This is a genomic window from Brevibacillus sp. YAE8, from assembly GCF_057543335.1.
Genome location: NZ_BAAIYG010000002.1, coordinates 229,762 through 244,292, shown reverse-complemented (window position 1 = coordinate 244,292; position 14,531 = coordinate 229,762). Strand labels below are relative to the sequence as shown.

At 52.2% G+C, this 14,531-nt stretch carries 14 protein-coding genes; 13 read left to right on the top strand and 1 reads right to left on the bottom strand.

Annotated features, from left to right (window positions below; genetic code table 11):
* Positions 1 to 9: 9 nt before the first annotated feature.
* The 5 genes from AC27IT_RS04010 (at position 10) to AC27IT_RS03990 (ending at position 4,782) form a co-directional block, all read left to right on the top strand.
* Positions 10 to 873 carry an ABC transporter permease subunit gene (locus tag AC27IT_RS04010; protein ID WP_025844125.1) on the top strand — a complete coding sequence of 288 codons (864 nt, stop codon included), beginning with the start codon at positions 10 to 12 and terminating at the stop codon, positions 871 to 873.
* A gap of 34 nt (positions 874 to 907) precedes the next feature.
* The gene (locus tag AC27IT_RS04005) at positions 908 to 1,831 is read left to right on the top strand and encodes an ABC transporter permease (RefSeq protein ID WP_005834904.1); all 924 of its coding nucleotides are present in this window, start codon (positions 908 to 910) and stop codon (positions 1,829 to 1,831) included.
* A 468-nt stretch (positions 1,832 to 2,299) separates the two neighbouring features.
* Positions 2,300 to 2,521, top strand: coding sequence for a helix-turn-helix domain-containing protein (locus tag AC27IT_RS04000; protein ID WP_003387736.1), 222 nt, complete (start codon positions 2,300 to 2,302; stop codon positions 2,519 to 2,521).
* A gap of 292 nt (positions 2,522 to 2,813) precedes the next feature.
* The gene (locus tag AC27IT_RS03995; RefSeq protein WP_238501424.1) at positions 2,814 to 3,827 is read left to right on the top strand and encodes a hypothetical protein; all 1,014 of its coding nucleotides are present in this window, start codon (positions 2,814 to 2,816) and stop codon (positions 3,825 to 3,827) included.
* A gap of 76 nt (positions 3,828 to 3,903) precedes the next feature.
* The gene (locus AC27IT_RS03990) at positions 3,904 to 4,782 is read left to right on the top strand and encodes a hypothetical protein (protein WP_238501425.1); all 879 of its coding nucleotides are present in this window, start codon (positions 3,904 to 3,906) and stop codon (positions 4,780 to 4,782) included.
* Between the two features lie 690 nt (positions 4,783 to 5,472).
* On the opposite strand, the gene AC27IT_RS03985 is transcribed toward AC27IT_RS03990, so the two are convergent.
* Complete coding sequence (locus tag AC27IT_RS03985; protein ID WP_005836646.1) at positions 5,473 to 5,685, bottom strand: PLDc N-terminal domain-containing protein; 213 nt, start codon at positions 5,683 to 5,685, stop codon at positions 5,473 to 5,475.
* Between the two features lie 466 nt (positions 5,686 to 6,151).
* Here AC27IT_RS03985 and AC27IT_RS03980 point away from each other — a divergent pair, with 466 nt between their 5' ends.
* The 8 genes from AC27IT_RS03980 to AC27IT_RS03945 all read left to right on the top strand — a co-directional run bounded on the left by AC27IT_RS03980 (position 6,152) and on the right by AC27IT_RS03945 (position 14,525).
* Positions 6,152 to 7,357, top strand: coding sequence for an ROK family transcriptional regulator (locus AC27IT_RS03980; protein WP_283858983.1), 1,206 nt, complete (start codon positions 6,152 to 6,154; stop codon positions 7,355 to 7,357).
* A 150-nt stretch (positions 7,358 to 7,507) separates the two neighbouring features.
* Positions 7,508 to 8,791 carry an ABC transporter substrate-binding protein gene (locus AC27IT_RS03975; protein WP_005836649.1) on the top strand — a complete coding sequence of 428 codons (1,284 nt, stop codon included), beginning with the start codon at positions 7,508 to 7,510 and terminating at the stop codon, positions 8,789 to 8,791.
* 79 nt (positions 8,792 to 8,870) lie between these two features.
* Positions 8,871 to 9,818: a carbohydrate ABC transporter permease gene (locus AC27IT_RS03970; RefSeq protein ID WP_005833827.1), complete on the top strand. Its 948-nt coding sequence runs from the start codon at positions 8,871 to 8,873 to the stop codon at positions 9,816 to 9,818.
* Positions 9,819 to 9,848: 30 nt separating this feature from the next.
* Positions 9,849 to 10,691 carry a carbohydrate ABC transporter permease gene (locus tag AC27IT_RS03965; RefSeq protein WP_007780639.1) on the top strand — a complete coding sequence of 281 codons (843 nt, stop codon included), beginning with the start codon at positions 9,849 to 9,851 and terminating at the stop codon, positions 10,689 to 10,691.
* A 31-nt stretch (positions 10,692 to 10,722) separates the two neighbouring features.
* A complete protein-coding gene (locus AC27IT_RS03960) occupies positions 10,723 to 11,712 on the top strand; it encodes a Gfo/Idh/MocA family protein (protein ID WP_025847164.1) in 990 nt (329 codons plus the stop codon).
* 13 nt (positions 11,713 to 11,725) lie between these two features.
* Positions 11,726 to 12,700, top strand: a complete 975-nt coding sequence (locus AC27IT_RS03955; RefSeq protein ID WP_005833821.1) for a Gfo/Idh/MocA family protein — start codon at positions 11,726 to 11,728, stop codon at positions 12,698 to 12,700.
* A gap of 18 nt (positions 12,701 to 12,718) precedes the next feature.
* Positions 12,719 to 13,690, top strand: a complete 972-nt coding sequence (locus AC27IT_RS03950; RefSeq protein WP_005833819.1) for a Gfo/Idh/MocA family protein — start codon at positions 12,719 to 12,721, stop codon at positions 13,688 to 13,690.
* A gap of 13 nt (positions 13,691 to 13,703) precedes the next feature.
* Positions 13,704 to 14,525 (top strand): sugar phosphate isomerase/epimerase family protein, encoded by an 822-nt coding sequence (locus AC27IT_RS03945; RefSeq protein ID WP_005833817.1) that lies wholly within the window; start codon positions 13,704 to 13,706, stop codon positions 14,523 to 14,525.
* The last annotated feature ends 6 nt before the right edge of the window (positions 14,526 to 14,531 follow it).

Genomic DNA, 14,531 nt, shown 5'->3' with positions numbered 1-14,531 from the left:
TAGGAGTGCTTGGCATATGTGAAACAACTGCTTGGGATGTTCTTCCTAGTGATCGTCGTCTGCGGCGGGCCGTTTATGCTATACACGGTCAAGGACGAAATCGTCTTCGCGCCGGAAGAGATCGTCGTTCACACCGTATTCTTGATCCAGCAGATCGCGAGTGGTTCTCTCGGCACGTACTATTTGGGCGAAAATGAGAGAAGCATTGCAGAAGATATCGTACCGTTTGCCATGAACACGTTCAAGCTGCTGTTTGCCAGCGTCAGCATCGCGGTCGTAGCCAGTCTCGTATTCGGCTTGTTTTTGCAGCGCTTCCGTGCGGTTCGTCAACTGCAAAAGGTTTTGAACCTCGTTGCCACGATTCCTGATTTTATTCTGATTTTTATGTCGATTCTGGCAGCCGTTGCCTTTTACAAGCTGACGAATATTCGCATCATCACGCTGTCGCCTACCAGCGACTCCGCCAACGACTGGTTCCCGATGACGCTTCTGGCGATCGGACCGACGATTTTCCTGATGAAAGTAGTCAGCCTCAAGTACGCGCAGATCGGCGGCGAGGACTACATCAAGACAGCGCTTGCAAAAGGAATGGGCATCTGGCACGTGCTCACCCATCACGTGTACAAAAACATCAAGCCGTTTCTCGTGGCGGATTTGAAAAAGACGATCGCGATTACGGTAGCAAACTTGTTCATCGTGGAGTACCTGCTCAACGTCGTCGGCCTGACCCGCTTTATTTTCAGCAAAGATGGCGGCTACCAGTTCAACGCGGCGGTGATGGGGCTGCTCGGGATCATTTTGCTCTCGATTTTGGTCTACGTGCTCATCCGCGCGGTTCTGTATTTGTTTGAACGGGTGGTCGTTTACAAATAACGCGATTTTTATTCGGAACGAGTGAGGTTTTTCTATGCAAAAACGATTCAACTGGTCATTGTGGATCGGCGGCATCCTGGTGGCGCTGCTCGTGCTCATCGGCGTGATCGGGCCGTATATCGCCCCGTATGAGCTGGACTTTCAGGAAAAGCTGCGCAACGAGGTCGTCAACGGCAAAACGATCATTGTCGCACCGCCGCTGCCTCCATCCGCGGAGCATTGGCTGGGAACGGATAAATGGGGGTACGACCTGCTGACCTTGCTGCTTCACGGCGCGCCTTACACCGTGTTCGTCACGCTGGCAGTGGCCGCCGTGCGATTGTTGATCGGGATTTTTCTCGGCCTGTACATTGGCGTGCAGGACAAGCCCCAGCGCTGGTGGCTGGCGATTGAAAATGCCTGGAGCTACATGCCGATCTTCATCCCTGTCTATTTCTTGCTGAAAGGGATCAGCATCAACCCGCTGATGCCGACATCCACGCTTGTGTTGTTTTTCATCGTGGTCGTCGGCGTGCTGGGAGCGCCCTCTGTCGCTTCCTCGATCCGGCAAAAGACGGAGCAGATCAAGGAGTCGCAGTACGTCCTGGCTGCCGTCTCGCTCGGGGCGGGCCGCGAGCAGATCATTTTCCGGCATATCTTGCCGCATCTGAAGGAGCAGATCATCATTATATTGGTCACGGAAATGGTCGCGATCATGACCTTGATGGGGCTTCTCGGGATGTTCGACCTTTTCGTGGGCGGGACAAAAATGACGATGGACCCGGTTCTTTTCCACTCGATCACGCACGAGTGGGCAGGGCTGCTCGGTTCGTACCGGGGCTTCGTGTACAGCAATTACACCTGGATTTTCCTCACGCCGCTGGTTGCCTTCGTGATCGCGGTCGGCTCGTTTACGCTGCTGGCAAAGGGACTGCGTGAGAAGTTTGAGCAGACGTATCATCGGACGCCGTTTATTTAAAGGATGGAAGCTTAGCGCATGCAGCCCCAGTCTTGAATGGATCGGGGCTTTTTGCTTGCGGCGTTTGCTCCAAGGGAAGGGAACCAAGCATGCAAAGAAGCTGGAAAAAGGAACCGGAAAGAAGGGAGCAGCAAGCGCGCTACTTGAATAGACTGAAGTGTCGGGGGCGGTGTTGGCCTTTGGGTTCCGACGCCAGCCTCCCCAAGCGGGCATTACGAAGCCTGTTTGGCCAAAGAGACGCCAGGCAGCCCGTCGACTCAACAAAATTTTTTCGCCACGGCGGCAAAGCCAAAAATGTTTCTTGTGTGGTGTTTCGGAACCCATTGCCCATTTTCTGAATAGGATGTAAGGCAAAAGCCTAAAATCCTTGAAATTCCGGCACCATCACCCACCCCCCATCATAGGATAAGGTGACTCTGTAATCCCTCAACCTTGTTCCTGTAGAGCCCACAAGGAGGGGTGGCACGATTGAAGGGTAGCGACCAAACCAAGCCGTTGTTAACGAATCGCGAAAGAGAAGTGTTTGAACTCTTGGTCCAAGATAAGACAACCAAAGAGATTGCCGGACAACTCTTCATCAGCGAAAAGACTGTGCGCAATCACATCAGTAATGTCATGCAAAAATTAGGTGTCAAAGGTCGATCTCAGGCAGTAGTCGAACTCGTTCGACTTGGTGAACTAGAGATTTGAACCCAGTCCACCCAGCCTCCCTTTTCTTCCCATGGTCGGAAGGGAGGGTTTTTTTATTTTGGGGGAGCGGGGGAGATAGGCAATACATAATATTGTTCTTTGCTTAAAATATGGAATTATAGGAAATTTTATCCATAAAATTGTTTACAAGCAGATTAAAAGTATAGTATAAGTATAAATGGTAACAAAAACCAAAGTTTCCAATTAAAAATGGAGGGAGTGAAATGTTGAGCTACTGGGATAGTAGTATCAACAAGTTATTATGCTGAAAAATCAGCGGTGGTTAACAGTATTGTTAATTTTGGGGCTTCTCTTTGTAAATGCCAATGGTGTTTACGCCAGCACTACTGAGGAAGACGATGGCTATATTCAACGTAGCGAGATTGAGCATTTCATGGAAATAATGGCTGAAACCGAGACAGAACAAGCAAGAGAAATGAATAATGAATTAACCAAATATATGGAAGAAAATGAGGAGTACTTATTTGCAGAAGTAGCATCAATTGTTGATAAATATCAAGTTCCTGATACGACGAATCAGACTGATGCAATGAGATATATGGAAGAAGTAGATCCAGAAGCACTACAGAGAGATTTCGAGCGCATAGATACACTTGCTCAAGAATATTATGATTACTACCAGATTCATAACGAGTTTCCAGAAGATGAGTCTTCCAAACAAGTATCTCTTAGGAGTATGGCAACGAGTGAAGCGCTAACTGTATTGAAAAATGCCGGGATTCGTATGACAGAAAGACAGTTGGCAGCGCGCTTGGCTGCATTGGGAGTGATTGCTGCGATTGATGGTCCACTTCCGGTAGGGGATTTTGTTGCTCTTGTTACGGGAGCCATCATTGTCAGCGATTATTTGAGTGACTATGTTGCAAGAAAAGATAGACTTGCTCAAGATATTGGGAATAACGAAGGCAGGTCATTTATTAAAATCGTTACAGAAAGTCTGTCGATTAGCGAAACAGTTACATACGAAATTAAAAGAAATAAAGTGAAGCATTTTAGAGCTTTTTTAAATCGGCTGGGTGGAGTGATTGTTGGGGATCCATTAACTCTTAGTGAAGCTCAACTGTTGGCTCGTCAGGAAAGAGACACATTTAGTGTTCGTAAAGATTATGCTGAAAAAGTTGTCACACAGAAGAATTATGATAAAAAATATGAAGACCCTCATTACTACTCTGGTGGGGAACTTAGGCTCGCTAATCTTCCTCATTATCACTTACTGAAGATGAAAAACGGTTCTTGGCAAAGACTGGGGGGTCATCATTTCTTCCCGTGGCGTGGTTTGAAATAAATCTAATGGAAAGGGCGTAACATATATACAGTTGCGTCCTTTCCTGCTATGATTCTGGTAAAATAAGGAGGATAGAATGCGCTTAAACATTGTAGCAACGGAAGAATTTTATATCGCAGGTATTGAAGTTGATATGGGTTTTGATTGGGATGAATTTTTCGAAGCGCCTGACCCTATCTTGTCAGAGATTGAACATGTGATGAAAAATAATGTCTTTTATTTCTTTTCAAGTGGGGAAAAATATATTATTGGCAAGCGAGTCAGTTCCATAGAAAATCTTCCGGAGAGGTGTATAGCCTCGAAAATACCTGCGGGGCTTTATGCCAAAGTACCTTATTTTCTAGAGGACTATTCACACGACATGTTTTCGATGACGAATTACGAGGTGCTTGAAGAGGACGAATATAGCGAATATAGAGAGTTTGTATTTGGATCAGGCGGCAATTATCACATGTACGTTTATCGTTCAGTAGAATACTTGCCAGATGTCGTGAATGTGCGGCAGATTCCCGTTTTGCCAGAAGCGAGGGCAAAACTGCTTCGCAGGCAGTACATAGAAACATTTTTCGATGTAGACAGTAACCAAATTCGCAAGTTTCTCTATAAAAGATATGTAACATTGCACAGAGGATTCCTTTGGGAGTTTTTAGGAAAAGAGGCTTGCTGCAAAATGCAAGGGATGAGCTTGGCAGAAGCAACAGATTTTTTGAAAAGCAAACAAGAAGTGCTGTTTTTCTGGGACGCAACAAGCAAGTTAGGCAAAGAGTTCGCATACGGCAAAGTGTTTACGATGGATGCAGCAAAATTGATGCAATCTTACACGCGTTTCACTTTTGATATGTATCTGTTTGACTCGACCATGGACTGGACGATTATTTTTGTTCACGAAAGAATTAGCGATAAACCTGGCGATTGTTTTCTCATCAATAGGAATGAAATTGAGACAATGAGCTAAATGAGAGAAGGGGCTGTCCCTTACGTCATGGAAAATGACAGAGGAACAGCCCCTTGCATTGCGGATCGTTCGGAAATTAAGCAAAGGCTTTTAGCAGTTGAACGATTAATGGTATGAGATCTCCGATAAAAGTGAGAATCGCAATGGCAGTGTTCACAAAAGCCCCTCCTTAAAATTCCAAATTCACTATTATTATATTAATGTTCGCAATAGCTATCAAGAAAAATTTTCCTTTTCATGTTTTTATTTGGAAAAATACTGCTTAACTACTTGCAAAGCCGCGAAGTGCATCACGATATGATTGCCCAGTGAAAAGCTGCGTTTTCCTGCATAGAAGCAAGAAACGGGATGTTCATCGCCAAATAAAACATAAAAAAGCTGCCGAACAGCCATACCGCTCGGACGTTGTTTTTCCGATCAATCCACCATTCAACGCGATTTTGGGCACTGGCAAGCAAGCAGCGCCCAAAAAACCATCTAGGGATTTGTTTCCTTCATCGTTCCCTCCGCATAGGTGACATGTTGAGCTGTTTGGCACGCAAAAAAATGACTGCTGGCTTAGCTTCGAGCCTGCCGGTCTATGAAAATGCTCCTTTTCGCAAAGCTGAACGGTGATTCCGTCGAGCCAGATTGGCAGGGCTGGCAGGTGAACACGAAAGAGGGATGCTCAATATCGCATCCCGGCAAAGCCTAATCCTTCCGTATAATCAAATACACAATCAACCCGATCACCGGGAAAAAAAGCAGCGCAACCAGCACGATAACGGAAAATTCTTTGCTGTTGCCTCTGCGCCGCGAATCGCGGTAGGCCCAAATGCTGATGAGGATGTTTATCGCGTTGAAAAGCAAAAATAATAGCAAGGGCAGAAACATCACAATCGAAGAGTCGCCCAAACTTGCCAATCGAATCACCTGCTTTGTCGGATAAGTATTCTACTTTTTCTAATTATACCAAAAATTAGGTTATTGCACATGCGCAGGTAGACCTCCTACAAATAGCGGCTCTCGCGCCATTTTGTCTCGTATTCTTTTTTCTTGCCCTCAATCGGGCGGAACCTTTGCAACGTCAGTTTTGAGAGGAAGCAATAAAACAGATAGGGCAGCAAGCAGCTTCTGATCTCTCGATGGAGCAAATGATGAGAACCCATAGACAGCACCACCTTTGGTTTAGTTGCGAGATTTGGGGCAAGAAGCAGACCTTCCTCTCCCCATCATACAGGAAGACAATGCCATTTCCAAAGCTCCCGACAGCAACCGGAACACGAAGAAAACTCATAAAAAACTGAAAAATCCAAATTGACACAAGTTTGAATATTCTGCTAAGATGACTTTATAAAGTCATTGGAAAAACAAAGGATGAGCTTATACGATGCGCAGGACTGGAGATTTGAAACTCATTCAAGAACTGAATCGCTTTATCATACTCGATACAATCCGCCAGCATGGGCCCATCTCGCGCAGCGACATCGCCAAAAGGCAAGGCATCAGCCCTACCACCGTCACTTCGGCCGTCAACGAGCTGATTCGCGACGGATTGGTAGCGGAGGATGGCACAGGGGAATCGAAGGGCGGGCGCAAGCCAATCATGGTGCGCTTTTGCCCGGACGGGAAGTTTTTGATCGGCGTTTCCATCACGAATACGGCGATTACGATTGCCGAGATGAACCTGGAGGCGGCGACCAAGCGCAAGCAGGTGTACCCGGTCGGTCCTGGCATGGTGAGCGAGCGGATCGTGCAGTACGTGCTGGATTCGATCGCGGACTTCTTGGGGCAGGTGGAGGATGTCACCCGTTGCCTCGGCATTTCGATCATCGCGCCGGGGATTGTCGATGCGGCAAGCGGCGTGATTCGCTTCAACTCCAAGCTGCGGCTGACGGATGTTCCGCTGAAGGATCTCGCCGAGCAGCGCTTTGGCATGGAGACGTGGCTGGACAATGACGCCAATGCGATCGCGCTGGCGGAAAAAAACTTCGGCGTGGGGCTTGATGCCGACAACCTGCTGTTTGTGACAGTCGGAGAAGGGGTAGGTTCAGGTCTTGTTGTAAACGGTTCCATTTTCCGCGGAAGCCGCGGGGGCGCGGGCGAGTTTGGGCATACGACAGTGGACCGGAGCGGCATGCGCTGCGATTGCGGCAATGTCGGCTGTCTGGAAAACTACGTCGCCTGGCCGGCGATCTACACGGGCTTGTTGTCCGCGATTGCGCGCGGCAAAGAGACGCTCGTGCTGGAGCTGGCTGGCGGAGATTTGACGAAAATTACGTTTGACGTGTTCCGCCAAGCCTTGCAGCAAAAAGACCAGGTGTGCGAGGACATCGTGGAAGAGATCGCGTCGTATTTGTCGATCGGCATCGTCAATCTGGTCAATCTGTTCAACCCGAGCCTGATTATTCTCGGCGGGGAAATGATGCGCGACAACCACGTCTTGTTCGAGCGCATCGAAAAACAGGTGCGGGAGCAGGCAATGGGCATCATGGTGGAAGGGCTGGAGTTCCGCCCGACTATGCTGGGAGCGGACTTTGAAGTCAAGGCAGCCGCTGCCGTACTGCTACAGGACGTTTTTCATTTCAGCCTGTAGTTCCTTTTTGCAGACTTTATTTTAGCATTGGAAAAAGAAAGTGAGCCTCGGATGGTGAAAGGGGGGAGCCGCGGAGGTCAAGGCACAGTCGTTTCAATCAAAAGCTGGGGGTAAAACAGAGGAGAACGTAATGTCGAGGAGGGATTTCACATGAAAAAGTTGGTTTCATTGGCGATGGCCGCTCTGTTGGTAGCGGTGGCAGGATGTTCCGGTGGCGGACAAAGCGCCGCCCCGTCTGAAGGGCAACAGCCGGGTGCGGCAAGCGGAGAAAAGGTAACGCTTACGTACGCCCTGTGGGACAAAAACCAGATGCCGGCCATGGAGGAAATTGCGAAGAAATTCCACGAAGCCAATCCCAATATTGACATCAAGATCGAGCTGACGCCGAACAAACAGTATTGGACGAAGATGGAAGCGGCTGCGACTGGCGGCACGTTGCCGGACGTTTTCTGGATCAACGGCCCGCGGATCATCAAGTACGCGGCAAACGACGTGTTGTTGCCGATCACAGACCAGATCAAGGCGGACGGCATCGACCTCGGGAACTACCCGAAGGCGCTGGTTGATCTGTACACATACGAGGGACAAAACTACGCATTGCCGAAAGATTTTGACACCATTGGCCTCTGGTACAACAAAAAACTGTTTGATGAAGCGAACGTGCCTTATCCGGACGAGACATGGGACTGGAACAAGCTGAAGGAAGCGGCGAAAAAGCTGACAGACGAGAAAAAAGGCATCTGGGGCATCGCGGCAGCGCCGTACGGACAGGACAACTACTACAACACGATCTTCCAGAGCGGCGGGTACGTCATCTCCGAGGACAAGAAGTCGTCGGGCTTTGACAAACCGGAAACGATCGAGGGGCTGAAGCTGTGGGTCGACATGATTAACGACAAAGTGTCCCCGTCTGCGGCGCAAATGTCGGAAACCGAGTCCACGCAGTTGTTCGAGTCGGGCAAGGTGGCGATGATTTACACGGGTTCGTGGATGGCGAGCGCTTTTCACACCAACGAATATACAAAAGACAAGGTAGACGTCGCGTATTTGCCAAAAGGCAAGGAAAACACCAGCGTCATTCACGGCCTGGGCAATGTGATCGCGGCGAACACGAAGCATCCGAAAGAAGCGTGGGAATTTGTGAAGTACTTGGGCTCCAAGGAAGCGGCTGAGATTCAGGCGAGCAAAGGCGCGGCGATTCCGGCGTTCAACGGCACCCAGGATACGTGGGTCAAGTCGATGCCGAACTTCAATCTGCAAATTTTCATCGATCAGGCAGCGAACGCCAAGGCGTACCCGATTTCCAAAGATACGGCGAAGTGGGCCAAGCTGGAGACGGAGTACATGACCAAAGCCTGGGCGGGCCAAATGAGTGTGGAGGATGCAGCCAAAGAGCTTGCGCAAAAAATGAACGAGCTGCTGGCGCAAGAGTAGGGTTTCAACGGGCGGATGGCTTCGGAGGGTGAACGGAGCCATCCCCTGCTACGAGCTTATTGTCAGGGGGGATATTGCGATGAGCAGCCAACTTCAGCCTGAGGTGCATGCCGCTGCCCGGCCAAAAGCGGAAAAATCGTTGAACCGGATGAAGCGAAGCGACTGGCTTTGGGCGTATCTCATGATCGCGCCGACGCTGATCGGTTTGGGTGTGTTTTACATATGGCCAGTCGTGCAAACCATCTATCTCAGCTTTACCAAATGGGGAGGCTTCGGCAAGTACAAATGGACGGGCGTCGACAACTACGTGCTGCTGTTCCAGGACCCGAACATGTGGATCGCGCTGAAAAATACGTTCGTCTATACGGTGCTCGCGGTGCCTGCCAGTATCGCCATCTCCATATTGATCGCCGTTTTGCTGAACCAAAAAATCAAAGGCATCTCGTTTTACCGCACGCTGTATTTCTTGCCGGTCGTGACGATGGCGGCTGCCGTGGCGATGGTGTGGAGATGGCTGTACAACGCCGATTACGGTTTAATCAACTACTTGCTCGGGCTGGTGGGAATTGAGGGGCCGCGCTGGATATCCGACCCGGCGATCGCGCTGTACGCCGTCATTATCGTGGCGGTCTGGAGCTCGATCGGCTACAACATGGTCATTTTCCTCGCGGGCTTGCAGGGCATTCCGCGCAGCTACTACGAAGCGGCCGAAATGGATGGCGCCGGACCTGTGCGCATGTTTTTCACCATCACGCTGCCGCTGTTGACGCCGTCGATTTTTTTCGTCAGCATTACGTCGCTGATTGGCGCCTTCCAGGTGTTTGACCTGATTTATTTGATGATCGGCAAGCTGGGCAATCCGGCGACCGAGGCTACGCAAACAGTCGCGTATTTGTTCTTCACCAACGGCTTCGAGTCGGGCAACGGAGGCTATGCAGCCGCAGTGGCTGTCGTGCTGCTCGTGCTGATCCTGATTGTGACGGCCGTCCAGATGAAAATGCAGAAAAAATGGGTTCACTACGATTAAGCGAGCATGACGGGATGGGAGGAATGAGGGATGAGTGTCCGAACAGGACGTAATCGAGCAGCCAAAAACGTATTGATTCATCTTGTTTTGATCGCTGGCGCTCTGGTGATGGTCGCGCCGTTTGTCTGGATGGTGCTCACCTCGCTGAAAACGCTGGGCGAGTCGACGCAGGTGCCGCCTGTCATCTGGCCGACGGCGCTGCAATGGGAGAACTACACGCATATTTTCGAGATGCTGCCTTTTTACGATTTTTACTGGAATACGATCTTGACTACCGTGGTGAAAGTCGTCGGGCAAGTGTTCTTGTGTTCGCTTGCGGCGTACGCGTTCGCCCGCATCGAGTTTCCGGGGAGAAACGCCTTGTTCATCGTGTTTTTGTCCGTCTTGATGGTGCCGGGGCAAGTGTTTTTGCTCCCGCAGTTTCTCATCATGAAGGAGCTGGGCTGGCTGAATACGCTCACGGCGTTGATTGTGCCGGGACTGTTCAGCGCATTCGGAACGTTTCTGTTGCGCCAGTTTTTCATGTCCTTGCCAAAAGAGCTGGAGGAAGCGGCGAAGCTGGACGGCTGCAACCACTTCCAGATTTACTGGCGGATCATGCTGCCGCTGGCCAAGCCCGGGCTGATCGCACTGGCGATTTTCGTCGCCCTCTGGTCCTGGAACGACCTGATGTGGCCGCTGATCGTCAACAGTACGCCGGATAAAATGACCTTGTCCGCAGGATTGGCTTATCTGACCGGAGAACATACGAACATGACGAACTATCCGATTTTGATGGCCGGCTCCGTTCTTGCCATTTGGCCGATGATTATTGTCTTTATTTTCTTGCAAAAGCATTTTGTCGAGGGAATTACCCTAACCGGGTCCAAATAGCCATTTTCCCCAGAAGGAGTGAAAAACCAATATGCATCATGTTCTGGTAATCGGAGCAGGTACGATGGGAACTGTTCACGCACGCTCTTACGCTGCTATGGAAAACGTTGAGCTGGTCGGCATTGTCGACATTCGCGCAGAACGCGGTCGCGAGCTGGCGGCCGAGACGAAGACAGAGTGGTTCGCAAGCTATGAGGAAGCGATGGAAAAGCTCGCGCGGGTAGACATCATTGACGTGTGCCTGCCGACCTACCTGCACAAGACGTACGTGCAAAAAGCAGCCGACGCCGGCAAGCACATCATCTGCGAAAAGCCGCTGGCGCGCAACAAGGAAGAAGCAGAGTCCATCGTAGACTACTGCCGCGAGAAAAACGTCAAGCTGTTCGTCGGCCACGTCCTGCGCTTTTTCCCCGAGTACGAGAAGTCCCGTCAACTGGTGCAGGACGGCGCGATTGGCAATGTCGGCGTGGCGCGGACGTTCCGGGGCGGGATTTTTCCGACCGCGTGGAACGACTGGTATGCCGACTACAAAAACAGCGGCGGCCTCGTGCTGGACATGATTATTCACGACTTTGACTTTTTGCGCTGGTGCTTCGGCGACGTGGAGCGCGTCTATGCGAAAAGCTTGCTCGGGCGCGGATTCGCGCGGATGGATTACGCGCTGGTGACGCTGCGGTTTCAAAACGGGATGATCGCGCACGTGGAAGGCTCGTGGGCGCATGAAGGCTTCTCGATGAAAATGGAGCTGGCTGGCAGCGAAGGCATCATTCAGTACGACAGCGCGAAGGAAAAGCCGCTGATCGCGGTCAACCGCGCGAAGCAGGCGGGCATGACCGGAGTGGCGGTGCCGGAGAGTCCGTTGCGGGAAAATCCGTATTTCCGCGAGCTGAAGCACTTCATCGACTGCATCGAAAACGACCGCGAGCCGCGCGTGACGGTCGAGGATGCCGTGAAGGCAGTGGAAATCGCGCGAGCCGCGCTTGAGTCAATCGAAACGGGCAAGCCCGTAACGCTAGTGTAGGAGGGGACCACATATGAAACTGGGAATCATCAGTGTCGCACATATGCATGCGTACAGCTACGCGAATGCTGTCGGGAAGCTTGCGGGCGTACAATTGGTCGGGGTTGCCGACGAGGACGAAGCGCGCGGCAAGGCGGCGGCAGAGAAGTGGGGCGTACCGTTTTACCGCGATTATCGCGAGCTTTTGAAAACGGACATCGACGCGGTCATCATCACTTCGGAAAATGCGAAGCATCATGAGCATACCGTAGCAGCGGCGAAGGCAGGCAAGCATATCCTGTGCGAAAAGCCGCTCGCGACCACGCTGGCGGCGGCCGAGGAAATGATCGACGTGTGCCGCGAGCAAGGCGTCATTTTGCAGACGGCGTTCCCGGTCCGGTTCCATCCGGCGGTCGTGCGGGCCAAACAGCTCGTGGAGCAAGGCAAGATCGGCCGCATCATGGCGATCCGCGGGACGAACCGGGGGCAAAATCCGGGCGGCTGGTTCGTCGATCCGGCCCAATCCGGCGGCGGCGCAGTCATCGACCATACGGTGCACGTCGTCGATTTGATGCGCTGGTTCATGGGCGCAGAAGTGCGCGAGGTGTACGCGGAGGTAGACAGCAAGTTTTCCGCTACTCCGATTGACGACTGCGGCATTTTGACGCTCGAATTTGAAAACGGCGTGTTTGCCACGCTCGATTGCAGTTGGTCGCGCAACAAGACGTTTCCGGTCTGGGGCGACGTCACGATGGAGATTATCGGCACGGAAGGCACGATTTCGCTCGACGCCTTTTCGCAAAAGCTCGACGTGTACAGCAACGACAAAGGCTTGAAGTGGGTGAACTGGGGCGACGACATGGACAGCCAGTTGGTGAGCGACTTTGTCGCGAGCGTCCGGGAGAAAAAAGCGCCATCGGTAACGGGAGAGGACGGCATGCGGGCGGTGGAAGTCGCGCTTGCTGCCTACCAGTCGGCTGAGCAGAAGCAGCCGGTAGTCATACGCTAGCTGGGACGGTGAACGAGAGTGAGCATACAGATCGGAATGATTGGCGTTGGAGGGATTGGACAGCATCATCTGAAAGGCTTGCTCGCTGACGAACGGGTGAGAGTCACAGCCGTCTGCGACGTGAACAAGGAAGCGGCGGCGTCTACGGCTGAGCAGATCGGGGCTGCGGGCTACACGTCCTGGCGGGAGCTGCTCGCGCATGAACAGCTCGATGCGCTGTTTGTCTGCGTTCCGCCTTTTGCCCATGAAGAAATCGAGGAGCAGGCTGCGGCCAGAGGCATTCACCTGTTCGTGGAAAAGCCGATCGGACTGGATCTGGAGACAGTCACGAGGAAGCAGGCGGCGATCGAGAAAGCAGGAATTATCAGCGCGACAGGCTATTGCCTGCGCTATCTGGACATCGTGCAGCAGGCCCGCGACTATTTGGCTGACAAGCAAATCGCGCTGGTGCGCGGCCATTATTTGACCAAATTTGTGGAGACGCCGTGGTGGCGGCAGATGGGCAAATCCGGGGGCCAGCTTGTTGAGCAGGCGACGCATACGCTCGACATGATGCGCTTTTTGGCCGGGGACGTGGAAAAAGTGTACGCCCAGATGGCGCTTTTGGCCTCGCAAGACATCGACGGCATCGACATTCCCGATGTATCGGCGGTCAGCCTGTCGTTTGCAACAGGGGCGATCGGGCAGCTCGATACGTGCTTCATCCAGGCCGATCACCGCACAGGGGTGGAAATTCTCGGGAAGCATTTCCGCGTCCAGATCGACGGCCGAAAGCTGACGATCACGGACGAGGCGGGAACGCGCACGACAGAAGCAACGGTGGACATGTACAGGAAGCAAGACCGGGCGTTTGTCACGGCAATCGAAACAGGGGATGCGAGCCTGGTCCTGTCACCGTATGCCTCGGCGAAAAAGACGCTGGCGGTTACCTTGGCGGCCAATCAGTCTGCGAAGTCAGGCACACCTGTCACGATTTCGCACGATGAATAAGGGAGTGAACAGCATGTTTTTTCAAAAAGGAATCAACGCCTGGTGCTTCCCGAAGGAAACCGGAGCAGAGGACATTTTCCGGCAGGCAAAAGCGTACGGGTACGCGGGCGTCGAGCTGAATCTCGACGAAGGGGACGCTTGCTTGCATCTGGAGATGACGGAGGAAGAGTTACGGCTGCTCGCGCAAAAGGCCCGCGAGCATGGGCTGGAACTGCCGAGCGTCTCGACGGCGCTTTTGTGGAAGTACCCGCTTACGCACAATGACGAAGCAGTTCGCGAAAAAGGCATTCGGGTCGTCGAGAAAATGATCGAGGCGGCGAGCATTTTTGGCGCCCGGACGGTGCTCGTGGTGCCTGGACTGGTGACGGCGGAGGTTTCGTACGACAAGGCGTATGAGCGCGCACGCGAGGCGCTCGTGCGGCTGGCGCAAACGGCAGCGGCCAAGCAGGTGCACATCGGCATCGAAAACGTCTGGAACAAGTTCCTGCTCAGTCCGCTGGAAATGGCCGGACTGATCGACGAAGTGAATAGCCCGTGGGTAGGCGCTTATTTCGATGTCGGCAACGTGCTGCAGTTCGGGTTTCCCGAGCAGTGGATCCGAATTTTGGGGAAAAGAATCCGCGCCATTCACGTCAAAGATTTCAAGACGTCGACGGGCAACATTACCGGATTCGTGCCGCTTTTGGCTGGCGACATCCCGTGGGATCGCGTGGTGGAGGCGCTGCGCGAGGTGGAGTACAGCGGCTATGTCATCCCGGAAATCTCGCCGTTTGCCCACAAGCCAAAGCTGCTGCTCGCGCAGTGCTCCCAGGCGCTTGACGCCATTTTTCAATAGAGAACA

Coding starts and splice junctions, on each gene's coding strand:
- AC27IT_RS04005 (WP_005834904.1), top strand. CDS start 908: ATGCAAAAACGATTCAACTGGTCATTGTGGATCGGCGGCATCCTGGTG.
- AC27IT_RS03990 (WP_238501425.1), top strand. CDS start 3,904: ATGCGCTTAAACATTGTAGCAACGGAAGAATTTTATATCGCAGGTATT.
- AC27IT_RS03980 (WP_283858983.1), top strand. CDS start 6,152: ATGCGCAGGACTGGAGATTTGAAACTCATTCAAGAACTGAATCGCTTT.
- AC27IT_RS03975 (WP_005836649.1), top strand. CDS start 7,508: ATGAAAAAGTTGGTTTCATTGGCGATGGCCGCTCTGTTGGTAGCGGTG.
- AC27IT_RS03970 (WP_005833827.1), top strand. CDS start 8,871: ATGAGCAGCCAACTTCAGCCTGAGGTGCATGCCGCTGCCCGGCCAAAA.
- AC27IT_RS03965 (WP_007780639.1), top strand. CDS start 9,849: ATGAGTGTCCGAACAGGACGTAATCGAGCAGCCAAAAACGTATTGATT.
- AC27IT_RS03960 (WP_025847164.1), top strand. CDS start 10,723: ATGCATCATGTTCTGGTAATCGGAGCAGGTACGATGGGAACTGTTCAC.
- AC27IT_RS03955 (WP_005833821.1), top strand. CDS start 11,726: ATGAAACTGGGAATCATCAGTGTCGCACATATGCATGCGTACAGCTAC.
- AC27IT_RS03945 (WP_005833817.1), top strand. CDS start 13,704: ATGTTTTTTCAAAAAGGAATCAACGCCTGGTGCTTCCCGAAGGAAACC.